Annotated in this window: 25 protein-coding genes; 12 read left to right on the forward strand and 13 right to left on the reverse strand. The window is 55.2% G+C overall.

Going from position 1 to position 24,179, the window contains the following annotated elements; genetic code table 11:
• From RTM06_RS15475 to RTM06_RS15485, 3 genes are all read right to left on the reverse strand, one after another.
• Complete coding sequence (locus tag RTM06_RS15475; protein ID WP_312183358.1) at positions 1-1,077, reverse strand: diguanylate cyclase; 1,077 nt, start codon at positions 1,075-1,077, stop codon at positions 1-3.
• A 172-nt stretch (positions 1,078-1,249) separates the two neighbouring features.
• On the reverse strand, positions 1,250-3,085 hold the full coding sequence (locus tag RTM06_RS15480; protein WP_312183360.1) for a methyl-accepting chemotaxis protein: 1,836 nt from the start codon (positions 3,083-3,085) through the stop codon (positions 1,250-1,252).
• Between the two features lie 150 nt (positions 3,086-3,235).
• Entirely contained in the window at positions 3,236-4,153 is a 918-nt protein-coding gene (locus RTM06_RS15485; RefSeq protein ID WP_312183362.1) for a LysR family transcriptional regulator, read from the reverse strand.
• Between the two features lie 110 nt (positions 4,154-4,263).
• Here RTM06_RS15485 and RTM06_RS15490 point away from each other — a divergent pair, with 110 nt between their 5' ends.
• Positions 4,264-4,704 (forward strand): ester cyclase, encoded by a 441-nt coding sequence (locus tag RTM06_RS15490; protein ID WP_293792441.1) that lies wholly within the window; start codon positions 4,264-4,266, stop codon positions 4,702-4,704.
• Between the two features lie 303 nt (positions 4,705-5,007).
• Here the strand turns inward: RTM06_RS15490 and RTM06_RS15495 are convergent, their stop codons facing one another.
• A complete protein-coding gene (locus RTM06_RS15495; RefSeq protein WP_312183364.1) occupies positions 5,008-6,057 on the reverse strand; it encodes an NAD(P)-dependent alcohol dehydrogenase in 1,050 nt (349 codons plus the stop codon).
• 111 nt (positions 6,058-6,168) lie between these two features.
• Between RTM06_RS15495 and RTM06_RS15500 the strand changes: the two genes are divergently transcribed.
• Entirely contained in the window at positions 6,169-6,600 is a 432-nt protein-coding gene (locus RTM06_RS15500; protein ID WP_256699002.1) for a winged helix-turn-helix transcriptional regulator, read from the forward strand.
• Here RTM06_RS15500 and RTM06_RS15505 read toward each other — a convergent pair.
• Positions 6,542-7,366 (reverse strand): helix-turn-helix transcriptional regulator, encoded by an 825-nt coding sequence (locus RTM06_RS15505; RefSeq protein ID WP_312183366.1) that lies wholly within the window; start codon positions 7,364-7,366, stop codon positions 6,542-6,544. The two genes, RTM06_RS15500 and RTM06_RS15505, sit on opposite strands and share 59 nt — an antisense overlap.
• A gap of 103 nt (positions 7,367-7,469) precedes the next feature.
• Between RTM06_RS15505 and RTM06_RS15510 the strand changes: the two genes are divergently transcribed.
• Positions 7,470-8,357, forward strand: coding sequence for an SDR family oxidoreductase (locus tag RTM06_RS15510; RefSeq protein ID WP_312183368.1), 888 nt, complete (start codon positions 7,470-7,472; stop codon positions 8,355-8,357).
• A 60-nt stretch (positions 8,358-8,417) separates the two neighbouring features.
• Here the strand turns inward: RTM06_RS15510 and RTM06_RS15515 are convergent, their stop codons facing one another.
• Positions 8,418-9,239: a Cof-type HAD-IIB family hydrolase gene (locus RTM06_RS15515; RefSeq protein WP_256699006.1), complete on the reverse strand. Its 822-nt coding sequence runs from the start codon at positions 9,237-9,239 to the stop codon at positions 8,418-8,420.
• 122 nt (positions 9,240-9,361) lie between these two features.
• Positions 9,362-10,000 (reverse strand): TetR family transcriptional regulator, encoded by a 639-nt coding sequence (locus RTM06_RS15520; protein WP_312183370.1) that lies wholly within the window; start codon positions 9,998-10,000, stop codon positions 9,362-9,364.
• Between the two features lie 91 nt (positions 10,001-10,091).
• Between RTM06_RS15520 and RTM06_RS15525 the strand changes: the two genes are divergently transcribed.
• Entirely contained in the window at positions 10,092-10,760 is a 669-nt protein-coding gene (locus RTM06_RS15525) for an O-methyltransferase (RefSeq protein ID WP_312183372.1), read from the forward strand.
• A gap of 34 nt (positions 10,761-10,794) precedes the next feature.
• Here the strand turns inward: RTM06_RS15525 and zigA are convergent, their stop codons facing one another.
• The 3 genes from zigA to RTM06_RS15540 form a co-directional block, all read right to left on the reverse strand.
• Positions 10,795-12,015: a zinc metallochaperone GTPase ZigA gene (gene zigA, locus RTM06_RS15530; protein WP_312183373.1), complete on the reverse strand. Its 1,221-nt coding sequence runs from the start codon at positions 12,013-12,015 to the stop codon at positions 10,795-10,797.
• 159 nt (positions 12,016-12,174) lie between these two features.
• Positions 12,175-13,281, reverse strand: a complete 1,107-nt coding sequence (locus RTM06_RS15535) for an ABC transporter substrate-binding protein (RefSeq protein WP_312183375.1) — start codon at positions 13,279-13,281, stop codon at positions 12,175-12,177.
• 116 nt (positions 13,282-13,397) lie between these two features.
• Positions 13,398-14,150, reverse strand: a complete 753-nt coding sequence (locus RTM06_RS15540; RefSeq protein ID WP_312183377.1) for an IclR family transcriptional regulator — start codon at positions 14,148-14,150, stop codon at positions 13,398-13,400.
• A gap of 391 nt (positions 14,151-14,541) precedes the next feature.
• Between RTM06_RS15540 and RTM06_RS15545 the strand changes: the two genes are divergently transcribed.
• The 6 genes from RTM06_RS15545 to RTM06_RS15570 all read left to right on the forward strand — a co-directional run bounded on the left by RTM06_RS15545 (position 14,542) and on the right by RTM06_RS15570 (position 19,358).
• Positions 14,542-14,934: a RidA family protein gene (locus RTM06_RS15545; protein WP_008109150.1), complete on the forward strand. Its 393-nt coding sequence runs from the start codon at positions 14,542-14,544 to the stop codon at positions 14,932-14,934.
• Between the two features lie 141 nt (positions 14,935-15,075).
• Positions 15,076-15,912: a transporter substrate-binding domain-containing protein gene (locus RTM06_RS15550; RefSeq protein ID WP_008109152.1), complete on the forward strand. Its 837-nt coding sequence runs from the start codon at positions 15,076-15,078 to the stop codon at positions 15,910-15,912.
• Between the two features lie 50 nt (positions 15,913-15,962).
• The gene (locus RTM06_RS15555; RefSeq protein ID WP_008109154.1) at positions 15,963-16,700 is read left to right on the forward strand and encodes an amino acid ABC transporter permease; all 738 of its coding nucleotides are present in this window, start codon (positions 15,963-15,965) and stop codon (positions 16,698-16,700) included.
• A complete protein-coding gene (locus RTM06_RS15560; protein ID WP_312183381.1) occupies positions 16,697-17,341 on the forward strand; it encodes an amino acid ABC transporter permease in 645 nt (214 codons plus the stop codon). Before RTM06_RS15555 ends, RTM06_RS15560 begins: the two co-directional genes overlap by 4 nt.
• The gene (locus tag RTM06_RS15565) at positions 17,338-18,075 is read left to right on the forward strand and encodes an amino acid ABC transporter ATP-binding protein (protein ID WP_265301859.1); all 738 of its coding nucleotides are present in this window, start codon (positions 17,338-17,340) and stop codon (positions 18,073-18,075) included. Before RTM06_RS15560 ends, RTM06_RS15565 begins: the two co-directional genes overlap by 4 nt.
• 11 nt (positions 18,076-18,086) lie before the next feature.
• On the forward strand, positions 18,087-19,358 hold the full coding sequence (locus tag RTM06_RS15570) for an alanine racemase (RefSeq protein ID WP_312183383.1): 1,272 nt from the start codon (positions 18,087-18,089) through the stop codon (positions 19,356-19,358).
• A 72-nt stretch (positions 19,359-19,430) separates the two neighbouring features.
• Here the strand turns inward: RTM06_RS15570 and RTM06_RS15575 are convergent, their stop codons facing one another.
• Complete coding sequence (locus tag RTM06_RS15575; RefSeq protein ID WP_008104762.1) at positions 19,431-20,453, reverse strand: LLM class flavin-dependent oxidoreductase; 1,023 nt, start codon at positions 20,451-20,453, stop codon at positions 19,431-19,433.
• Between the two features lie 204 nt (positions 20,454-20,657).
• Between RTM06_RS15575 and RTM06_RS15580 the strand changes: the two genes are divergently transcribed.
• On the forward strand, positions 20,658-21,725 hold the full coding sequence (locus RTM06_RS15580) for a fatty acid desaturase (RefSeq protein ID WP_312183384.1): 1,068 nt from the start codon (positions 20,658-20,660) through the stop codon (positions 21,723-21,725).
• The gene (locus tag RTM06_RS15585) at positions 21,622-22,407 is read left to right on the forward strand and encodes a phosphate/phosphite/phosphonate ABC transporter substrate-binding protein (RefSeq protein WP_409455809.1); all 786 of its coding nucleotides are present in this window, start codon (positions 21,622-21,624) and stop codon (positions 22,405-22,407) included. Before RTM06_RS15580 ends, RTM06_RS15585 begins: the two co-directional genes overlap by 104 nt.
• Positions 22,408-22,442: 35 nt before the next feature.
• Here the strand turns inward: RTM06_RS15585 and RTM06_RS15590 are convergent, their stop codons facing one another.
• Together RTM06_RS15590 and RTM06_RS15595 are read right to left on the reverse strand one after the other, a co-directional pair.
• Positions 22,443-23,783 (reverse strand): LLM class flavin-dependent oxidoreductase, encoded by a 1,341-nt coding sequence (locus RTM06_RS15590; RefSeq protein WP_312183388.1) that lies wholly within the window; start codon positions 23,781-23,783, stop codon positions 22,443-22,445.
• Between the two features lie 10 nt (positions 23,784-23,793).
• Positions 23,794-24,179, reverse strand: a 386-nt coding sequence (locus RTM06_RS15595; RefSeq protein WP_312183390.1) for an ABC transporter ATP-binding protein, incomplete at its 5' end; no start/stop codon positions are given.

Here is a 24,179-nt window from a genome sequence, read left to right on the forward strand (position 1 = left end):
TCAGGCCGCGCCGGCCAGCGACGGTTGCCACAAGCGCACGCCGTTGCGTCCGGCGCGTTTCACCTCATACAGCGCTTCATCGGCATGCCGCAGCCAGTGACGAATGGATTCTGCATGCGCTGCCGATGCAATACCAATACTCACCGAGCAACGAAACTCCGCCGACGCCGGTAAGCGCACCTGCGCGATCTTTTCCTGCAATCGTTGGGCCAGCGCCACTACCGATTCGTCGCTGGCACGATGCACAATCAGGCCCAGTTCATCGCCGCCAAAACGGGCCGGAATATCCTGTAATCCCACATGATTGCGCAACAGCGCGGAGATTTCCGCCAGCAGGAAATCCCCCGCTTCGTGTCCCCACGTATCGTTTACCGATTTGAAATAATCGAGATCCATCAGCAGCAAATAGCCAGCGCTGTCGCCACGGCGCGTACTGAGAAATTCGCTCTCCAGCCGACGCTCAAAAAGGCGACGATTGGGAATTTCCAGGCCGGGATCCATCAGTGCTATACGTTCCAGTTCACGATTACGTTTGCGCAGTTGCCAGGTGAGATTGTACGACGTGACGCTGAGTACCAGCATGTAACAGGTCGCGAGCGGCAAGGTCAGCCAGACGGTTTGCGTACTGAATGTCAGGTTTACGCCTGCGCCATCCATCAGCCATACCATGACAAAGCCGCAAATAAATGCCTGCATCGCTGCAATTAACTGCGCGGCACCGCCAGCGGCATAACGATCCGAGGCCAACACCGCCATGATGATAAATGAAGGCAGCGGGCTCAGCGCCATTAGCGCCACCCAAATACCACCGAAGGCGGCGTCGAGGGTTAAATTATGCCGTTCGGTGGTGGTGGAATCTTCGGCCCGCAACGCGCGGCGATACGCCAACCACGGCCAGAGAAACGCATTCACAAATAACAGGGCGCTAAACGCCAGATCACGATCCATCTCCATCAGTACTGAGAGGATTGGGAAAAAACATAAAATCGTGCCGAGCTGACGCATGATAAACATGCGACGGACGAAGCGTTGGGAACGCCGCTTCAGGTGACTATCGTCAGGTGAGTAGTAGTTCATGCACGGGAAGTATCAGGACGACAAGAATTGCATTTTAACGGGAAACGTTATCCGTGGAGTGGAATATTTTAAGAATATTTACCTTGCGCTTCTGCAATCTCACAAAAAATGTCGCACCCTGATGAAAAGTGAGAAAATGGAAGCCGATATTGATCGACTTCCACTGTGTTTTCTAGTGTGCAGTACCCTGCAAGCGGAACTGCGCCACTAATCGCTCCAGCATCATCGCCTGCTCTTCCAGCGAATTCGCTGAATGCGAGGAGGCGCTGACCAGCGTGGCGTTCTGCTGCGTGGTGGTATCCAACTCGCCCACCGCACGGGCAATTTGCTCGATGCCGCGGCTCTGTTCATCCGACGCTGCTGAAATCTCTTCCATAATTTCATTTACGCGCGCGATGCTGCCGAGGATCTGATCCATGGTTTCACCGGCGCGCGCCACCTGCTGATGGCCATTGCTAATACGTCCCACCGATTCACTGATCAACTGCTCGATGTCTTTGGCCGCACCGGCACTGCGCTGCGCCAGATTGCGCACTTCGCTGGCGACCACGGCGAAACCACGTCCCTGCTCACCGGCGCGTGCCGCTTCCACCGCCGCGTTCAGCGCCAGGATATTGGTCTGGAAGGCGATGCTATTAATGACGGCGGTGATATCGGCGATCTTTTTCGAGCTGTCAGAAATTTCGCCCATGGTGTTCACCACATCACGCACCGCGATGCCGCCTTTGTTGGCGTTATGTGACGCTTCCGCCGCAATCTGACTCGCCTGACGCGCATTGGCGGCGTTGTTTTTCACTGTGGCAGTGAGCTGCTCCATGCTGGCAGCGGTTTCCACCACCGCCGCCGCTTGTTGCTCGGTGCGTGAGGATAAATCGAGGTTACCCTGGTTAATCGCGCTGGCCGCCTGCGACACGCTGCTGACGCTGCTCAGCACATCGCCAATCATGCTGCGCAGCCGTTCGTTCATGCGTCCCATCGCCGACGTCAGCTTGCCGAGTTCATCATGGCGATCGGTGGCAAATTGCGAACTCAGATCGCCGTTGGCGATGCGCTCCGCCAGCTCCAGGTTATGGAACACCGGACGCGTGATTTGACGAATGATGTACCACGCCACCAGCACGCCGAACAGAATCGCCAGACCACCAATCAGCAGTGAAATCGCCGCCGATCCGTTCGCCAGTTCATCGTTGCGCGCTTTGACGATGGTGATGATCTGTTTGATCGCCGCACTGCTTTTATCGCCCGCCCCTTTGACAGTATCTTCCGCCGTACGCAGCTGACCGTAGGCATCCGCCGCTTGCAGGCTGAGGCTTTTGAATTTCTCGGTGTCCTGCCACAACGCGGTAAATTCGCCCTGCTGTTCCGGGGGCAACTGCGCCAGCAGCGCTTTTATGCCCTGATCCGCCTGCTGAAAATGGTTCTCCAACGTTTTACGCAGCGCATCACTAACGTTAAAACGCAGCGCCCAGGCTTCTTCACGCACGTTGCTAATGGCGAACAGCTGCTCGTAAATTTGGTTGGTGAGTTCAGGATTGGTAACGGGGGTGCGAATCAGTTGAGTGTAGCGCGAGGTCATGTCTTGCTGGCTTAAGGAATCCAGCTGTGAGCGTAGGCTATTGAGTTGCTGCGTGGCTTGCGTCATGGCGCCAATGCTGTTCTGGAAACTGGCGAGGTGAGTTCCCAATTCATCCACCCGCGCTCTGGCGCCATCCGACCATGAAAGTTGTTTCGCTTCACTGGTAAGCTGTTGCGCATGCGTGACGTAGTTCGCCATCACCTGGCCAGATTTGTCATCGCCATAAAGATATTTGAGGCGATTAATTTTGGCCTGGAACACTTCGATGTTGATGTCATAAATCAGGTTAGTTTTCTGATAGATGTCATGAATGGCGTTGAAGCGCTGCACGCTCAATCCGGTTGCCAGTGCCACTAACAACAGCACGATGCCAAATCCTGCCGACAGTTTACGCGTGATGCGCACATTACGTAATCGGGATACCAGCCCCATGTTCCCTGCTCCTGCGGTTGTTGTTTTTGTAAAGTTTGTAAGGGAGTTATCGGAGCGGTACGGGAAATGTTTATTCAGGATTGTGCAAGAAGTGATTGCAGGATGTGACGCGCCGCTGGAAATGTTGTCGTGATGTGCACGATAAAATTGTTAGGTTTGACAAGTGGCAGCAACATCGTTGATCACTTGTCGCAACCATTGATGAGCCGGATTTTGCTGAGTGCGACGATGCCACAATAGATGGAAGGTTATGGTTGGTAGTTCAATGGGCGGCGTGAATACGTTGATAAGCGTCTGATTTGCTGTGTGAGTTGCCACACGACTTAGCACGGTGGCGATATAATCGGTGCCAGGTAACAACGCCGGTACAGAAAACATTGTGGGTAACGTCAAGCCGATATCGCGTACCAGGTTGTGTTCTCGCAACTTTTGATCCACCAATCCATAATGATTGCCTTCCGGCGACACCAGAATATGACGCATTGCGACAAAAGATTTTAGGTCGATTCCCTTTTCTGCGACGTCATGGTGGCGTCCAATCATAGTGACAAAATCATCGGTTAATAGCGGATGAGAAAGTATCCGGTTTTCAGCCTTGGTCGGTGGCACGCCAATCGCAATATCAATTTTCCCGGCATCTAATAAGGCTACGGTTTCATCACGATCGGTAAAATAGCGCACATGAATACTGCAATTCGGCGCTAATAAAGCCAGTTTCTGCGTTAAAGAAGGCAAAAGTACATGGAGTGGATATTCCGTCAATCCCAAGGTAAAGCTGCGCGCTTTTGTGGCAGGATCGAAAATCTGAGTTGGATTCATTAGGTTTTTCACCTGCCCTAACGCTTCAGCAACCGGCACGGCTATCTCTTGTGCTTTGGCTGTCGGCAGCAAGCCTTCGGCACTACGAATAAACAGCGGATCGTTAAATACGCGCCGTATGCGAGATAAAGCTGCACTCATCGCCGGTTGGCTTACACCCACAATGGCGGCGGCTTTAGTGACATTACGCTCCAGCATCAACGCATTAAACGCCACCAGCAGGTTGAGGTCGAACCCATCAAAATTCATATTTTATATAATGCGGTATATTGGCCATTTGTTTGATTGATAGTGACAGATTCAGGAATACTGCTCAAGTCGGTGAGATGCACCGTTAATCATGATGCAAGGGATCCAATATGAATGTCACAACTGAACTCAATCACCGTCTTAAAGTAGAGCGTGAGGCGGTAGAAATGCTGTACCGCGCCTTTAGTGATAAAAAACCGGATTTACTGGATTTAGCCGTAACCCAAGACTGGAATGATATTCCTTTAAGTCCGGGGCAAGGTCCGGGACCCGAAGGTTTCAAGCCGCTTCTGGCTAGTTTTATTAAGGCGTTTCCTGATATCAACATCATCGTGCACGATATGGTGCAAGAGCCAGGGAAGATTGCGGTGCGCGCCGAGATCACAGGCACGCATCTCGGCGAGTTTATGGGCATTGCGCCAACCGGACGTGGCATTAGCGTGCGTCTTCATGAATTTCATCTACTGGATGGTGAGCGCGTTACCACAACCTGGCATATGGAAGATTGGCTCGCGATGTTCCAGCAGTTGGGTCAGTTTCCACCGGCTTAATACGATGACTTCTCCGTACTGAATTTGCTCCTAATCTGACCCTATTTATAGGTAGAGTTTTAACTTTGATTGCAGGTAGCTATAACCAACTTAGTTGCCTGATTAACCAAACCATAGAAGCGAGGCCAGAATTTACGGGAGAAATCATTACAGTATGTTGTAACTATATCATGTAACATTAGGGCACCGGCGAATTTCAATCCACAATGACGGGTAAAGTTCAGCGTCATCAGCATGTTATTGCGCCAGGCTCAGGCGATTTCAGGGTGAAATCGCCTGCAACCATGTGCAGGCTAATAATGTTTACCAGCGGGTCGCTTGCATATCGATAACGAAGCGATACTTCACATCGCCCTTCAACATGCGTGCGAACGCAGTTTCGATAGCTTCACCGGCAATCAACTCAATGTCAGCCGTGATATTGTGCTTACCGCAGAAATCCAGCATCTCCTGGGTTTCCTGAATGCTGCCAATCGATGAACCGCTAATGCTCAAACGGCGATTCACCATCGGTGTGACGTTAGGAGACTGGTGCGGCTGCTCGGGAATACCGACAAGCACTAAGCGACCGTTGGTTTTCAGCGTGGCAAGGTAAGGATCGAGATCGTGCGGTGCTGAGACGCAGTCTACAATGAAATCCAATGAAGTTTGCGCGGCCGCCATCTGCGCCGCATCGCGTGAAACCACCACGCGCGACGCACCTAAGCGCAGCGCATCTTCACCTTTGGCCGGGGAAGTGGTGAACAGCGTGACTTCTGCGCCCATTGCACTCGCCAGTTTAACCGCCATATGACCTAAGCCACCCAAGCCGACCACGCCGACTTTATCACCGGCTTTCACGTTAAAGTGACGCAGCGGCGACCACACAGTGACGCCCGCACACAACAGCGGCGCAACGCCTGCTAATGGCAAGGTTTGGGGTACGGATACCACGAAGTGCTGATCCACCACGACGTTCTGTGCGTAGCCGCCCCACGTGCTGTCGCCGGTGTATTTATCGATGCCGTTGTAAGTTGCAACAAAGCCAGATTCACAATATTGCTCTTCTTTCTGCTGACAGAAATGGCATTCGCGGCAGGAATCGACCATCACGCCCACACCCACGACAGCACCCGCTTTGAAATTTGTTACGTCCGCGCCGGTTTCCACCACGCGTCCGACGATTTCATGTCCCGGCACCAGCGGATAGCGACTGACCGCCCATTCGTTACGTGCCATATGCAGATCCGAATGGCACACGCCACAATACAGAATTTCAATTTTGACATCCTGCTGCTGTAGCGGACGCAGTGCAATCTGGCTGGAAGAGAGCGGTTTGGCCGCATCATGTGCGACTAGTGCATTGATTTTCATAGTGCCTCCGAAATGAACTGGCTTTGGCTAGCTGAAGGCGGCAGACTATAGTGAACATGGTGCAAAATTGATAGTAGTTACCATTTGGTAACCGTACAGGAGGCGCAAACGATGCCCGCGATGGTTGACGGTAAGCTGTTTTTTTATGCGGATTCGCCGCCGCGTCGACTGATGGATCTGTTTTCGGTGAAATGGAGCAGCATGGTTTTACACGCGCTGTATCATTGGCCAAACCATCGCGCACGCACCGGCGAGTTGCAGCGCAGCCTGCAGGGAATTTCCAAGAAGATGCTGTTTCAAACGCTGAAGGAGCTGGAGCAGCGCGGCCTGATTGCCCGTCACGTTTATGATGTGGTGCCGCCGAAAGTCGATTACCGATTAACGCCGCTCGGCATGACGTTCGCGGCACCGATTGAGCAGATGTATCAATGGGGGCTGGAGAATCAGGCGGCGCTGGATGAGATGGAAGCCCACTATCGCGCCGCTACGGACGCGCCATCAGCCGCGCTACACAATCCCGATCGTGCTGCTGACGCGGATTAAACACTACCAGACTTAAACCCGGTTTGCCTTCAACCGCGAAGGTGCTGTATTCCAGCTCCAGCACACCTTCGTCGGGCAGCCACAGCTGCTTGATACCTTCGCCATGCTGACTCACTTCCTGCGATTGCCACAGCTGGCGGAAGGTGTCGCTCATCTCGCACAACTCATCCACCAGCGCGCGCACATGCTCGCTGGCGCCGGTTCGCGCCACGTCCGCGCGGAAGTTGGCCACCATGCCGCGTGTCACTTTATGCCAGTCCGGCAGACGCTTTTTCATCTCCTCGTTACGGAACATCACCAGCAGGATATTGCGCTGGGCAGGCGGCAGCTCGGCGTAATCAACAAACACTTTGGTCGCCGCACGGTTCCACGCCACCACTTGCCACTCTGCAGTTTTCACCAGCGCTGGCGTGTTCTCCATGCTGTCGAGTACGCGCTGTAGCGATGGCGAAACATCCACGCCCGCTTGCCATGTCACGCCCGGCAGACGATTTTGCGCCAGCAAAAACAGGTGATCGCGCTCGGCGGCGCTCAGCTCCAATGCGCGGGCTAGACGTTCCAGCACTTCTTCTGAAGGCGCGCCGCCTCTGCCCTGCTCCAGCCACGTATACCACGTGGTGCTGACACACGCGCGCACCGCCACTTCTTCCCGGCGCAGGCCCGGCGTGCGGCGGCGCAGCAAGGTGTAACCGAGTTTCGCCGCATCCAGCCGCTGGCGGCGTTCACGCAGATAGTTGCCGAGCACGTTGTCATCTTGCTGAGTCATGCCTTTATCCTGTTAGTGCGTATACCTGTATAAGCTCACGACTTTTCGCCGCGTCGCAGACTTTTATGATAGTGCTTCAACTTTGAAAAAGTGGAGCACCAATATGCGAATTTTTGTGACCGGGGCGAGCGGCTTTATCGGTTCCGCCATTGTGAAAAAATTGCAGGCACGCGGTTATCAGGTGCAAGGTCTGGCGCGTAGCGAGGCGTCCGCCGAAAAACTGCAGCAGCAAGGTGTGCAGGTGATTCGCGGCGATCTTGAAGATCTCGTCGGTCTGCGCAAGGCCGTTGAACAGAGCGACGGCGTGATCCATGCCGGTTATATTCACGATTTCAGCCGCATGGATCATGCCGCCGAGGTCGATCAGCGTGCGATTCTGGCGATGGGTGACGTATTGGTAGGTTCAGATCGCCCGCTAATTGTCACCACCGGCACCGCGTTAGTGTCGCCAGGACGTCTCGCCACCGAACAAATCAGACCGGCAGCGGGCGCACATCCCCGCTCCAACTCTAACGTCGCCGCGCTGGCGTTGGCCGACCGCAGCGTGCGCGTGGCGCTGGTGCGCTTACCGCCAACCGTGCATGGCGCAGGCGATCACGGATTTATTCCGATGATCATCAATATGGCGAAGGAGAAAGGGGCGGCGGTATATGTCGGCGATGGCGAGAATCGCTGGCCTGGGGTACATCGCGATGATGCGGCTGAACTGTTTTGCCTGGCGGCCGAAAAGGCTGAGCCGGGTGCGATTCTGCATGCGGTGCAGGAAGAAGGTGTACCGTTCCGTCAGATCGCCGAAACTATCGGCGCCGGATTAGCGCTGCCGGTGAAAAGCCTGACGCTGGAAGAAGCCAAAGCGTGGTTAGGCTTGATGGCGTTCTTCGCCTCTACCGATAATCCGTCCTCCAGCGCGTGGACGCGTGAGAAGTTTAACTGGCAGCCGCGTGGGCCGGGATTACTGCAGGATATGCGTGAGGCGGGATATTTTAATTAATGGTCGCCATGAATGGCGCCTACGAAGTCAGGTGCGCATTTATGCGCACCTGGAAATTCATCAACCAAACGGCACTTCACGCGCCAGAATGCGGGCAATTACGTTAAGTGCGCCTTCGTCATTGTTGCTTTCGGTTCTGTAACGCGACACCGCGCTGACCGGCGCTGCGGCGTTCGCCATTGAGAAGCTGTAACACGCCTGACGCAGCATTTCGATGTCGTTGGCGCTGTCACCTACCGCCACCACTTCACAATCATCGATGCCCCATTTTTCCTGCAGCAGCGCGATGCCGTGCGCTTTGTGGCAGCCGGGAATGATCAAATCAACAAAACCAAAACCGCTGGAAACCGGATGCATGATGTTTTCAATCGCGCCCAGCTCCGCGTGCAAACGCTCCATCAAGGCATCAACGCCTTCGTGCGCCAGGTTCAGCGAGAACTTAAAGATGGTATCGTCGATGTCGTAGAGATTGTCGCGCTTTTCCAGACGATGGTAGTGATTCGCCAGCATGGCAATCACTTCGTCGGACATTGACGTATGCACGTAAGCGCCGTTGCGGCCACAGACTACGGTGCTGATGTCCGGTTCTTTAGCGAGAATATCGAGGATTTGATGCACACGTTCCTGCGCCAGTTCACCACAGAAGATCTCTTCATTGCTGTCAGAAACCCAGGCGCCGTTTTCCGCGACAAAAGCGATCTCATCTTTGATATCAGGAAAGTAGCGCAGCAACTGATAATACTGATTGCCGCTGGCGACCACGAAACGAATGCCCTTCTCTTTCAACAACGCATACTGACGCGCAAAGCGCTGCGTGTTGTACTGTTTGTTGTCATCGAGAAAAGTGCCATCCATATCCACCGCAATCATCTTCACTGCCATTTTGCTCTCCCGTTTGCTCATTCGGCTCTATAAAGGTTTTGTTAAGCTTACTCGCGGTGTGGATTATTGAGAATGTGAATAATGAGTTTGTTAACCGCTTTCAGAGATTTCCAGTCCATCTTTTACTGTAAATTGGCGCCTTTTTCCCTGATCCAGGCACAAAACATCTCCGCCATCTCTTGCGCGTAAGCCTGAATCTGCGCTGGCGTGCGCGGCGATTCGGAAAAGTGTTTCCCAACATTGCCCAGCGTACTGTTCAATAAATCTGCGGCGCGCGCCCGTTCGCTCTCCTCTGACTGCGGTAATACTTCACGCAGAAAATCACCAATGACGTTTTCACCCGCCGCTCGCGCTTCCTGCACTTCCGGCGCATCACGATACAGAGGTGCGGCGTCATTCAGCGCGGTGCGCATCGCCGCTTCTTCACATTCGGAATGTAAAAACGCCAGCGTGAGATCGTGCAGTCGCTGACGCGGTGTGTTGGCGGTATTACGCAGAATCGCGCCTAACAAATTGCCGGTGCGCTGCCATTCCTCGCTTTGCAATCTGAAAAGAATAGCCGCCTTATTGGGAAAATATTGATACAGCGATCCAATACTCACGCCGGCGCGTTCCGCCACCCGCGCCGTGGTGAAACGGGCGGCGCCTTCCAGCTCTAAAACCTGAGTAGCCGCTTGCAATATTGCGGAAACCAGCTCGCTGGAGCGCGCCTGCTTGGGCCTTTTTCTCTCTGAAATCTTAGTGTTACGTGGCTCAGACATCATCATCCTCTAAACACGAATAGAGAAACGCGAATAATTCATCGTATTCTGTTGGTACAGCAAAATCCACTTGGTATGCCCGGAGAACAACATGAACACCTTAACTTCTGCGCCACTGGCGCCGCTGCTGAATTACCTGTTTGAGCTGGCTGATAATATGGCGCATCCAACCAACGATGCGTTCAGAACCATGTCTGACGCCGAACAACATCGCCTGCTGCACAGTAAAACCGATTATCTGGAACTTTACGGACATTTGAAGGAAGTCCCGCTGGCGGTGTCGCGTGAAACCGGCAAGTTGCTGTATATGCTGGCGCGCAGCAGCAATGCCAAAACCGTTGTTGAGTTTGGTACCTCGTTCGGCATTTCCACGCTGCATCTGGCAGCAGCGGTGCGCGATAACGGCGGCGGCAAGATCATCACCTGCGAATTTGAGCCGGGGAAAGTGGCGTTAGCCCGTAACCATTTCGCCGATGCCGGCGTCAGCGATTTGATTGAGGTGCGCGTTGGCGATGCGTTGCAGACACTAAGCCGCGATTTACCGGCCATCATCGATATGCTGGTGCTCGACGGCGCAAAAGCGATTTACCCAGAGATTGTGACGCTGGTGCAGCCGTTTTTGCGTCCTGGCGCGCTAATTGTTGCCGACGATGCCGACTTCAGCCCGGAATATCTGGCGTTAGTGCACGGCAGCCGAGGGTTTATGTCACTGCCGTTTAATGATGGGGTTGAGGTTTCGATGTGGTTGGGAGCAGCGTAATTGAGGAGGTCGCCATGAATGGCGACCCTACGAATTAATTAAACCATGGCTGGAAGGGATCGGGGAATTTTGCCCAATTATCGGGACCGAGCGCCATCTCCTCATCGGTTAACAGCGCATGTTCCAGTCTGTTACGCAGCGCGGCTTCATCCATGTCGATACCGATAAACACCAGTTCCTGACGCGCGTCGCCGCTACCGTCAACCCAGTTCTCTAAAATGTAGCCAAGGTTTTCTGAATCTTCTGGCCAGCGATCTTTGGGCACGCTGGCCCACCACATCCCGGCTAAACCCTGGCGTGACACGCCGCCCGCCTGCGACCATGAACCGGCATGGCGCGGACGGCTGGCGAGCCAGAAGTAGCCTTTAGAACGCACCACGCCGCGCATCTCGTTTTCAATCAGCTGGAAAAATCGCATCGGATGGAACGGGCGACGTGCGCGGAACACGAAGTTACGAATGCCATATTCTTCCGTTTCTGGCGTGTGTTCACCCCGCAACTCCTGCAGCCAGCCGGGCGCCTGTGCGGCGGCATCAAAATTAAACAAACCGGTATTGAGCACCTGATCCAGCCCGACTTTGCCGAATTCAGAGGTGATGATGTTGGCGCGCGGATTGAGCGACGTCAGAATCGCCATTAATCGCGCTTTTTCCGTTTCGTTAATCAGGTCGGTTTTGTTGAGGATCATAACATCGCAGAACTCGATTTGATCGACCAGCAAATCCACCACCGTGCGCTCATCCTCAGCGCCCAACGATTCTCCGCGCGACTGAATGCTTTCGTTCGATTCATAGTCGCGCAGGAAGTTAAAGCCATCGACCACCGTCACCATGGTATCGAGCGAGGCGACTTCAGACAGACTTTGCCCGTCTTCATCGGCGAAAGTGAAAGTCTCCGCCACCGGCAGCGGTTCAGAAATGCCGGTCGATTCGATCACCAGGTTATCGAAACGGCCATCCTTTGCCAGGCGATTCACCTCCAGCAGCAAATCTTCACGCAGCGTGCAGCAAATGCAGCCGTTACTCATTTCCACCAGCTTTTCGTCGGTTCGCGACAGCTCTGCCCCGCCCTCGCGCACCAGCGCGGCATCAATATTCACTTCCGACATATCATTGACGATCACCGCCACGCGACGACCTTCGCGGTTATTGAGAATATGATTGAGCAGCGTGGTTTTACCGGCGCCGAGAAAGCCAGAAAGCACGGTGACGGGAAGTTTTTTAAAATCATGATGGCTTTGGGTTAATGCTGACATAGCAACTCCTCTGAATGACAACGTTCACAAGGCGTATGGGCATACGCATAGTGTTGGTTTATGTTATAACATAACAATTAACGTTGTCATTGAGGAATGTTGATGGAGCGGATCGGTCGCCATAAATGGCGACCTTAGGGCGTAACAGAAAACCCGTTATTACTGGTTGTTCGGGTAACTTAAATCGATCGCGTTATCCGGTAACGTGGTGAAGTTTTTAACGATGGTGCGGAAATCTGCGTTCGGCTTCAGATCGGCAAACTGTTGCGGATAGAGATCTTTCGCCAGGATTTCCATGCCGATGATGTTGTACGGATGGTTGTAGAAGTGGTGATAAACGCCGTATACGCGGCCTTGCTTCACTGGCTCAATCTGCGCCAGGCCAGTGCGTTTCAACAGCGTCTGGAAGGTGGCTTTCACTTCCTGCGGCTGCACGCCATAACCAAATGGCAGCACATTGGCGTTCGGACGCTTCGAACCGGTCATGATGTAAACATCCGGTTTCATGGCGATGATTTTTTCCAGCGCAACAAATCCGGCGTTGCCCGGCAGCAGTTCAGAGCCGATATTTTTTCCGCCCACCGCTTCCACCAATCCGCCCCAACCATTGTGGCTGTGCGTGAAGCAGCAGTTGTCGCTATTCCCGGCGATCGGTTCGATAAACACCGTCGGCTTATTTTTCACTTCTGCAACACCTTGGGTGATGCGCGCGAATTTCTGCTGATAAAAATCAGTGTAAGCCTTGGCCTGGGTTTCGCGGTTCAGCACTTTGCCGAGCAGCGTAACACTTGGTGCAGTGTTCTGCGCCGGATGCAGTTCGTAATCCACGAACACCACCGGAATATGGAGATTATTCAGGGTCGTGAGCACGCCCGATTGTTGCAACGCCGGTTTGGCGCGCAATTGCGCAATCATCAAATCCGGTTTTTGCGCCAGCACGCTTTCGAGATTGACCTGGCCCTGATCGCTAAAGCCCATATCGACGATTTTCGTCGCTTCCGGCCAGCGCCCTTTCAGCACATCCCAGGTTTGCGTGTCCTGCTTTTTCGGCAGATTATTCCACGCCACCACACGCTTAAACGGGTCGTCGCGATCCAGCAGCGCCAGCGTCAAAATGTCGCGGCCATCCTGCAGAATGATGTGCTGTGGCTCTTTACTGATGGTTTGCGTGTTGCCGTCCATGTCGGTGACGGTCAGCGGATAAGTGGAGGCGGCAGCCGCCGTTGAAGCCAGTAATCCCATTGCCAAAAACAGGCGCGTTTTCATCCCATAACTCCGTGGTAAAAAGAATAGTTATTATTATCAATTACCTTAACACAACCTTAAGTGGCGAGAATAAACGCCACTTCAATCAGGTGTAACGGAGTTTTACGAGAGCGCTGTCAGGTGAAATCAGACAGTTTTTGTCCTGAGGTGATCAGTTCCTGCAGCAGCATCTGGCGACGTTCTTGCGGCGTATCGCGACTGACCATAAAGCAGATTGCCGCCACGGCCTGACCGCTGCGCGAACGGATCGGCGCCGCCATGCAGCAGGTAAAGCTTTCCGACAAGCCTTCCGTCATGCAATAACCGAGTTTTCCGGCGTGATGAATTTCATCAAGAAACGCCTGCTTATCGAGAATCTTGCCGCTGGCGAGGCGATAATCCTCTTCCGGGATCAGATCCAGAATCGCGCTATCCGACCAGTTACTCAGCAGCAAGCGGCCGGTCGCGGTCCAGGTAATTGGCACACGCACGCCGATATCGGAGGTGATTTTGAACGGATGCGCATTACTCTCAGAGAGCACCACGGTGTATTTATTGCCTTCCAGCATACAGAGCTGCACGGTTTCGCCGTGGCGCGCCACAATCTCCACCATCAGCTGATGCGCCCGACGGATCAGATCGTTGTGCGCCATATAATCCGCACCGTAATAGTGCATCTCACGGCCAAAGAACACCGCGCCCTCGGCATCCAATTCCACCAAACCGGCTTCACTCAACAGGCTGACTAATTCATAGATGCTGGAACGCGGTGCGCCGGTTGCATCAATCAACGCGCGCATCGACATCGGTTGGCGTGCGCTGTGCAACTGCCGAAAGATATCAATAACCCGGTCAACGCCGCGCGCCCGCGAGGTTTTTTCATCCGGCATAAACTCACTCCTTGGTGGGATAGCTATAAAAGGCATAGGCATTGAAAGAGAGGCATGATACACCGCGCATCAACTTTTACCCATCCCGGATTAAATAAATATTAATCACCCGCCATTTATTAACCCGATCAATTTTGGTGCCTCATTATGGCGCATTCCGCTCACTGAGATTTTATAAAACTACGATAGCGATCACACTCCAATTTAAATACGCACTCAGCTTAAATTTATTTTGCGATCCGGACGACATCACAAAAAATTAAATAGCGGTGCACATATTGCAAAAGAAAAATTCCTGTGCAAATCTTGCCCTATCCAGTATTGCAGATAGCAGTCTGGTATATCAGACAAAATAGTAAGCAGATTTTCGCTGCAATAGGAGCAGGAACGGATGACGATTAAACGTTATGGCGTCGAAGGCGGAACCGGTACCGGCGGGCAGAAACTGCCGTTTGCCCGCGCGGTCGAAGCCGATGGCTGGCTCTACATCTCCGGCCAGACGCCGATGCGCGACGGCGAAGTGGTGGAAGGCGGTATCATTGAACAGACGCAGCTGGCGTTCGAAAACTGTCTCACCATCATGCGCGAAGCCGGTTATCGCGTGGAAGATGTGGTGCATGTCACGGCGGTATTAACCGACGCGCGTTATTTCAGTTCATTTAATAAAGTATTCAGTGAGATATTCAGCGGAAATCCTCCGGCACGTATTTGTAGCGTGCAGGATTTAGTGGTCGACTGCAAAGTCGAAGTCGATATGAAATGCTTCCGCGCCGATCGTAAATAAACATTACGGTTAAAACAGGCTGGCGAATTTTACTTTCTACGCCCACACCAGGACAGCCTGTTATTAATTGATGCCTTTCTATTTTGCTGTGAAATAACGGTATTACACCGTCTCGTCAAAATTTCTAAAGAGAGCATAACAATGAAGACAACATCGCTAAAAGTAAGTCTCAACGCGCTAGCCGGCGCGCTGGTATTACTGACGCTGGCGGGCTGTACGCCAACCGAAGAGAAAAAAGAGGCGGGTGCCGCGCCGCAGTCAGCGCTGCAAACTGTATTGCAACGCGGCACGCTGCGCGTCGGTGACTGCCTGAGCTTTGCGCCGTTTGGGTTTTACGATAAAGACGGCAACCCGGATGGCTACGATGTTGATCTCGCCAAAGCGCTGGCCAAAGAGATGGGCGTGAAGCTGGAAATGGTCAACACCACCAGCGCCAACCGCATTCCTAATCTGCAAACCAATAAAGTGGATGTGGTGTTCTGTAACTTCACCCGCAATCTGGAACGCGCCAAAGAGATCGGCTTCACCAACCCGTATGTGGTGGCGAGTGAAGCGATGCTGGTGCGTAAAAATAGCGGCATTCAGTCCGCACACGATATGGGCGGCAAAACCATCGCCACGGTGAAGGGCTCTACTAACGGCGATGAAGTGCGCAATCTGGGCATCGACGTAAAAATTCAGGAGTACGACTCATCGCAAGCGGCCATCCTCGCGGTGAAACAGGGCCAGGCCGATGCGATGATCGAGGATAACAACTTCCTCGCCTATCAGGCCAAGCTTGACCCAACGTTAACCGTGACCAACGAAGCGCTGGTGCCGCTGGAATACAACGCCTTCGGTGTGAAACAGGGCGATCAGGTCTGGACCAACTACCTCAACGAATTCCTGTTTGAAATTAACGCCTCCGGCGAAAACGCCCAGCTGTATCAGAAATGGTTCGGCAACAAACCGCGTTACCCGCTGAATCCGCAATATTGATCCCCACGCGGCGCGGCAGCAGATGCTGCGCCGCCCGAAGGAGCAGAACCATGAGTTATCAATGGCTAACCCTGTGGCGCTACGCCGACACTTTTCTTGACGCCGCGTGGCTCACCTTGCAGGTGACGTTGCTGGCGTTTGCGCTGGCGGTGGCGCTCGGTTTGCTCTCGGCGCTGGCGAAAGCGTCGCCGCTGGCCCCGTTGCGCTGGATCAGTCACTGCTACGTTGAGTTCATTCGCAACACGCCGGTGCTGCTGCAGATCTTCATCATCTTCTTTGGTCTGCCGTCGCTCGGCATCACCATGAGCGCCTTTACGGCGGGTGTGCTGGCGCTGGGGATCAACGTCGGTGCGTACCTGTCCGAAACCTTCCGCGCGGGGATTCAATCGGTGCCGAAAGGCCAGCTTGAAGCCGCGTGGGTGCTGGGCATTCCGCGTCGTCAGGTGTTTCTCACCGTGGTGCTGCCGCAGGCGGCGCGCGCGGTGTGGCCCGCTATTATCAACAACCTGATTCAACTGCTGCTCGGCACCTCTTTGCTGTCGGCGATTGCGCTGCCCGAACTGACCGGCACCGCCACGGTGATCAACGCGCGTACGCTGCTGTATATCCAGACCTTTAGCGTGGTGGCCTTGGTTTATCTGGTGCTGAGCAACCTGTTCTCCTGGCTGGGTACGATTGCAGGACGGCGCATGTTCCACCCGCCGCTGGTGACCCCGATAAAAAAGTCCGCCTGGTGGTGGGCAAGAAAATGGCTGACTAATCCAGTGAAACGGGAGAACGCGCTATGAACGAGTTAATCATCAGTTCGTTACCGATTCTGCTAAAAGGCCTCGGTATCACGCTGCTGCTGTCGGTGGCTGCGATTATTGGCAGCACGCTGCTGGGCTTGCTGGCGGCAGTGTTGCGTACCAGTCGCTTACCGGTGCTGAAGCAGGTTGCAGTGATCTACACCGAACTGTTTCGCGGCACGCCGGTGCTGATCACGCTGATGTTCATTTACTTCGGCGTGGCCTATTTCGGCTATGACATCAACCTGTTTGCCGCCGGTATTCTGGGTCTGAGCATCTATCAGGGCGCGTATATCGCCGAGGTGTTCCGCGCCGGTATTGAAGCAGTGCCGAAAGGCCAGTGGGAAGTGTCATGGATTTTGGGCCTGTCCAAAGGTCAGACTTTTATGAGCGTGATCCTGCCGCAAACACGCGGCATCGTATTGCCGCCGCTGGCGGGCCAGTATCTTTCCCTGATCAAAGACACCTCGATCGTCAGCATGATCGGCATGTCCGAACTGATGCATCAAGGCCAGGCAATTGTCGATCGCATCGGTCAACCGGTCATCGTTTACGGTCTGGTCGCCCTGCTCTACTTCGCCGTCTGCTTCCCGCTTTCCCGTTGGGTTCAACATCATCAAACCAGGAGCCAAATCTCATGAGCAAATCCGCCATTACCTTAAGCCGGATAACCAAATCGTTTGGCGCAACCCAGGTGCTGAAAGAGATCAGCCTTGATGTTTCACCGGGGGAAGTGCTGGTGCTGATTGGCGCGTCCGGATCCGGCAAAAGTACCGTGTTGCGCATCATGAGCGGGCTGGAAGTGGCCGACGGCGGAGAAGTGTGGGTCAACGACGTGCCGCTGCATCAACGCAAACGCGCCAGTGAAATTTGCGGCCACGTTGGCATGGTGTTCCAGCAGTTCAACCTGTTCCCGCACAAAACCGCGCTCGGCAACGTGACGCTGGCGCTGATCAAAGCGCAAAAGCTGTCGGAGGCCGAAGCCACTAAACGCGGCATGGCGGCACTCACGCGTGTCGGACTCGCCGAGCGCGCGCATCACTATCCGGCGCAGCTTTCCGGTGGTCAGCAGCAGCGCGTGGCGATTGCCCGTGCGCTGGCGGTAGAACCGAAAATCATGTTCTTTGATGAAGCCACCTCAGCGCTGGATCCCGAGTTGGTGGGCGAAGTGATGGAAGTGATGCGCAGCCTGGCGCGTGAAGGCATGACCATGGTGGTGGTGACGCATGAGATGGGCTTTGCGCGCAAAACCGCTGACCGCGTGGTGTTTATGGATCAGGGCGTAATTGCCGAACAAGGTTCGCCCGAGCAAATCTTCGTCAACCCGCAGAACCCGCGCACTCAGCAGTTCTTATCACGCGTACTTGAGCATTAACAGGAGGATCTATGTCGATTCGCTTTCCGCTGCAGGCGGATGGATTACTGGATGCGCAGCAAACCGCGCCACGTTTTAAATCGGTTGCGGGTGCTGGTGATACGCCGCTTGCTGTCGGCACCGCAGTACTCAGCAGCGATCAGGTGTTCTCTCCGCTGATGATCATGAAGCAGTCGGCGCTGGAGAATAACCTGCGCCAGCTGGCGGACTTCTGCCGCGAAAACGGCGTGATGCTCGCCGCGCACGGGAAAACCTCGATGTCGCCCGCCATTCTGCGCCGCGCAATTACCCAAGGCGGCGCGTGGGGTTTGGGTGCCGCCACGCCCGCACAAGTACGTGCGCTGCGCCAGTTCGGCATCCGCAATGTGTTTCTCGCCAATCAGCTGGTCGACCCGGCGGGCATTCGCTGGATTGCGCAGTGGCAACAGCAACATCCCGATCACGGCTTCCTGTGCTATGTCGATTCGCTGCAAGGCGTGAAGCTGTTGGCGCAGAACCTCGGCGATAGCCAGATTTCGGTGCTGCTGGAGATGTCAGTCAGCGGTGGCCGCACCGGCTGTCGTTCTCAGCAGGACGCAGTAGCGATTGCCGAAGCGATCGCCGCCTGCCCAGCTCTGAAGCTGGTGGGCGTGGCCGGTTATGAAGGTGCGCTGGGTGCAAACCGTGATGAAAGCGGCATTCAACGCGTGAAGGATTACTGCCAGATGATGATCGCTACCGCTGAATTGCTGGCAGAAAAGCAGCTGTTCAGCAGCGATCACATTATCCTCAGCGCCGGTGGCGGTGCGTGGTTTGATGTGGTGACGGCGTGCTTCACCGCAGCACAACTGCCGTTGCCGATGACGCCACTGATCCGTTCCGGTGCTTATATGGCGCACGACAGCGGATTGTATGCGCGCATCGCGCCCTTTGCCCAGCCGGGCGCGACGCATCATTTTGCTGCCGCGCTGGAGATTTGGGGCCGCGTGTTATCGCGCCCGCAACCGGGCCTGGCGTTCGTGGATTTCGGTCGTCGCGACGTACCCTTCGATCAGGATCTGCCGAATCCGCTGTGGATCCGCAACGCCGATGGCAGCGCCCCGCGCACCGCAACGCATCTGCGTATAGATGATGTGAACGATCAGCACGCTTATTTGTTATTGCCGGAGGATGAGCCACTGCAGGTAGGCGATTGGGTCGGCTGCGGTATTTCGCATCCCTGTACAGCCTTTGATAAATGGCGCTATCTGCCGCTGGTGGATGATGATTATTGCGTCACAGATTCACTGGAAACAGCGTTTTGATGGGTTTTTGTACCAGGTCGCCATGAATGGCGACCCCATGACAAACGGTGCGCATTGCTGCGCACCTTATACTTAACGCCAACCCAACTCCGGTGCAACGTGGGTCAAAATGCTCTCAATCACGTGCGCACAGTAATCCACGCCTAACTGGTTCGGGATGGTCAGCAGCAGCGTATCCGCTTCAGCAATCCCTTCGTCCTGCGCCAGCTGTTTGATCAACTGATCCGGCTCGGCGGCGTAGCTGCGACCAAAGATGGCGCGGGTTTTCTCGTCGAGGAAACCCACCGAATCCTGATCCTGGCCACTGCGACCAAAGTAGGCGCGGTCGGTGTCGTTGGTCAGCGCAAAGATGCTGCGGCTCACCGAAACACGCGGCGTACGCTGATGGCCCGCGGCTTCCCATGCCTGACGATAGGCACGAATCTGCTTCGCCTGCTGCACGTGGAACGGCTCGCCGGTTTCATCATCTTTCAGGGTAGAGCTTTGCAGGTTCATGCCCTGCTGCGCTGCCCAGATGGATGTTGCGTTGGAACCAGAACCCCACCAGATACGCTCACGCAATCCAGCCGAGAACGGCTCCAGACGCAGCAAGCCCGGCGGATTCGGGAACATCGGCTGCGGATTCGGTTTCGCGAAACCTTCACCGCGAAGCACTTCCAGCAATTCCTCGGTATGACGACGGCCCATATCGGCATCGCTTTCGCCGTTCTGCGGATCAAAACCAAAGTAGCGATAGCCTTCGATCACTTGCTCTGGTGAGCCACGGCTCAGGCCGAGCTGCAGACGACCGTTAGAAATCAGATCCGCCGCGCCGGCATCTTCCGCCATGTACAACGGGTTTTCGTAACGCATATCGATCACGCCGGTACCAATTTCGATCTTTTTGGTACGCGCACCCACCGCCGCCAGGAGCGGGAACGGCGAGCTCAACTGACGGGCAAAGTGGTGCACGCGGAAGTAGGCACCATCGGCACCCAACTCTTCGGCCGCGACCGCTAAATCAATTGATTGCAGCAGGACGTCCTGCGCCGAACGGGTGGCAGATTGTGATGATGGGGTCCAGTGACCAAAGGATAAGAAGCCAATCTTTTTCATGCTGAAATTCTCCTCGTGAGCCACGCAGGCTCAAACGTTTTCAATGCAGCAAGGTTACGCCACAGACGAGGTGACTGATAGCCAATAGATTTCGCGCGCTTCATCAACTTTTTTGCATAAGTAAGAAAAAGAGATTCTTTGTGTTCATCACGGTGTTCAATCATCGTCAGAGGCCTCATCACTGTTCACAGGTTCGGCTTCTCCATGAGTAAAGGGACATCCGCCTATCTCAGCGCGCAACAGCGCGAGGTGGTGCATCAACTGGCACGCAGCTGGCTGTGGCGCAGCGAATTGCCGACGTGGCTATTGATGGTGGCGGTGTACGGCGGCTGGTTCGCCAGCGTTGTCTATTGGCAAACGCTGGGATTAACCTTGAGCACGCTGCTGCTGCTCCTGTTTACCACCTGGTATATGTCGCTGCAGCACGAGATGATTCACGGCCACCCGACGCGTTTTCCCCGTTTCAATCAGCTGTTCGGTACGCTGCCGCTGGCGGTGTGGTATCCATATGGTTTATATCGCGATTCGCATCTGGCGCATCATCGCAATCACACGCTGACCGATCCCGATGAAGATCCGGAAACCTACTACCTTTCACCAACGCGCTGGGCGCAACTCAAGCCGTGGCAGCAGCAGGTGATTCATCTGCGCAACACCTTTCCTGGCCGCTTGCTGATCGGTCCCCTGCTGGATATGTGCGCGACCGTCAAAACCTTGCTGAATGCCTTTATCCAGCGCGATACACCGGCGATGGCGATGTGGACTATTCATCTCAGCTTGCTGAGCGGGCTGTTTTACTGGATGACGTCGCACAGCTTCTCGCCGCTGTGGTTCGTGCTGGCGGTGAGTTACCCGGCGCTGATGCTGACCAAAGTGCGATCCTTCTACGAGCATCGCGCTGAAGAAGAACCGCTGGCGCGCTCAGTCAATAACGAAGCCGCGCTGCCGTGGCGCTTGCTGTTCCTCAATCTCAACTATCATTCTGTACATCACGATCTGCCCGGTTTGCCGTGGTACGGATTACGCAAAGTCTATTTGCTGTATCGCGATGGTTATCATCAGCGTAATCACGGTTTTCGCGTCGCCGGTTATGGCGAGTGGATAACTCGCTTCTGGCGCAAATCGGTCGAGGTTAATGCCCATCCGGGTACGCAAAAGGATGCACAGAATGCCCACGCTTTCGTTACCGATGTACGACATCAACCATCAGGCGACTCTCGGCCTGACCTCAGCGCTAACGACGCTGCTGCAACAACGCGGCGTGCAGGCTGAGGTTAGCTGGCCGCAGGATTTACTGCCGCACTGGCGCGATGAGCAGCTGCTGCTGAGCCAAACCTGCGGTTATCCGCTGGTGGAACTGCTACCCGATGTTCAGCTGGTCGGCACCTTTCACTCCAGCGCGCAGGGCTGCGACGGCATGCGCTATCGCAGTTGGCTAGTGGCACGCCGCGAAGATGAGAACCTGACGCTCAGCGATTTCTGTGGTCGGCGCGCGGTGTGCAACAGCAACGATTCGCACTCCGGCTTCAACGCGCTACGCTACGTGATTGCCCCGCTGGCGCAGAACGGGAAATTCTTCAGCGAAACCCGTTTCAGCGGCAGCCATCGTCAGTCGCTGGCGGCGTTGCGGGCGGGCGATACGGATATCGCAGCGATTGATTGCATCACCTGGGCGCTGCTGCGCCGCAATTATCCAAAGGAACTGGCGGGGCTGGAGATTATTGGCGAAACGCCGCTGTGCGCCGCGCTGCCGCTGATTACCTCGGCCAAAACCGATGCGAAAACCCTTGAGAAACTTCGCAGTGCGTTGAGCGAGCTAACCCGCGATAAGCGTTATCAGGATCTGCTGGCGGAGAGTTTGATCAGCGGGTTCAGCGTGAGCGATCGGGCGTTTTATGACGAAGTGCGGGAGTGGAAGGATCGCGCCGCCGCGCTCGGCGTGACGGCATTATAATCGTATGGTCGCCATTTATGGCGACCTTGCCAACATTACGCTACCTGCTCACGACTACGCTGCACCGCGAACTGGTTTGCCGGCTCGTCCAATCCCAGGTTCTCGCGCAGCGTCTCGCCTTCATACTCTTTGCGATAAATACCCCGCGCCTGCAACAGCGGAATCACCTGCGCCACGAAATCATCAAATGCGGTTGGCGTGCCGCCGCGCACGATAAAACCGTCGGTTGCGCCCTGCAGGAACCAGTTTGCCAGCCCTTCCGCTCCCTGCTCCGCCGTACCCAGGAAACTCGGACGCGGCGTGGCTTCTTCCAGCGCCGCCTGACGTAGCGTTAAGCCCCGTTCGCGGGCGTTCTGTTTGATCTTGTCGGTGGTGCTGCGGAAGCTGTTGCTGCCGAGTTCGCCAATATCCGGGAAAGGGTCATCCAGCGTGTACTGACTGAAATCATGATGCTCGAAGTAGCGGCCAAGATACTCCAGCGCTTTATCGATGGTCACCAGTTCGGCGGTTTGCTGATAGCGGCGCTCGGCGTCTTCCTCAGTTTCACCAATAATCACGCTGATGCCCTGGAACACACGAATATCATCGGCATCGCGCCCGCGCGCCACCAGCCGGCGACGTACATCTTCACGGAACTCGCGCGCCTGCTCGAGCGTTTCCTGGCGCGTATAAATGGCATCGGCGGCTTCGGTGGCGAAGGCTTTGCCCGCTTCTGAAGCGCCCGCCTGGAACACAATCGGACGTCCCTGCGGCGAGCGGCCGACGTTGAGCGGTCCCTGCACCGAGAAGTACTGTCCTTGATGATTCAGCGTATGCAGCTTGTCGGCGGCGAAGAATTCCCCGCTCTGTTTATTGCGCACAAAGGCATCGCCTTCCCATGAATCCCACAGCCCTTTCACCACCTGCAAATATTCGCTGGCAACGCGGTAACGCTCGTCATGTTCTGGATGGGTGCTGCGCGAGAAGTTTTTCGCCGAGCCTTCCAGCGGCGAGGTCACCACGTTCCAGCCAACGCGACCGCCGCTCAGATGATCGAGGCTGGCAAACTGGCGCGCGACGGTAAACGGCTCGCTGTAGGAGGTTGAAAGCGTGGCGACCAGACCGATTTTTTTGGTCACCAGCGACAGCGCCGACAACAAGGTGATCGGCTCAAAGCGGTTGAGGAAGTGCGGAATCGACTGCGGCGTGATGTACAAACCGTCTGCGACAAACAGGAAATCGATCTTCGCCTGCTCGGCTTTGCGCGCCAGATCCAGCACGTAATCGATGTTAATGCTGGCATCCGCCACCGCATCGGGATGACGCCATGCCGACATGTTGCCGGATACGCCCTGAATAATCGCGCCCAGCCGCAGCTGGCGTTGTGTCTGACTCATTCTGCTCTCCTTAATATGCGTTCGCGGGCTGCCAGTCGGGAATGACCGGCAGCGCCTGTAACAGTTTTTGCGTCCACGGGTGCTGCGGCGCGGCGAACACCTGCTGCAGCGCCCCGCTCTCCACCACTTGCCCGTTCTGCATCACCAGCACGCGATCCGCCAGATGCTGGATCACGCCGAGATCGTGAGAGATAAACAGCAGCGCGGTGCCGTGTTCGGCCTGCATATCGGCCAGCAGATCCAGCACCTGTGCCTGCACCGAAACGTCGAGCGCGCTGACCGGTTCATCGGCCACCAGCAGCGCCGGATTCGGTGCAAAAGCGCGCGCAATCGCCACGCGCTGACGCTGGCCGCCGGAAAGCTGTTGCGGATAGCGCTGCAGGAAGCGGTCGCCGA

The sequence above is a fragment of the Pantoea sp. CTOTU46764 genome, assembly GCF_031974595.1.
In the GTDB taxonomy this organism is placed as follows: domain Bacteria; phylum Pseudomonadota; class Gammaproteobacteria; order Enterobacterales; family Enterobacteriaceae; genus Pantoea; species Pantoea trifolii.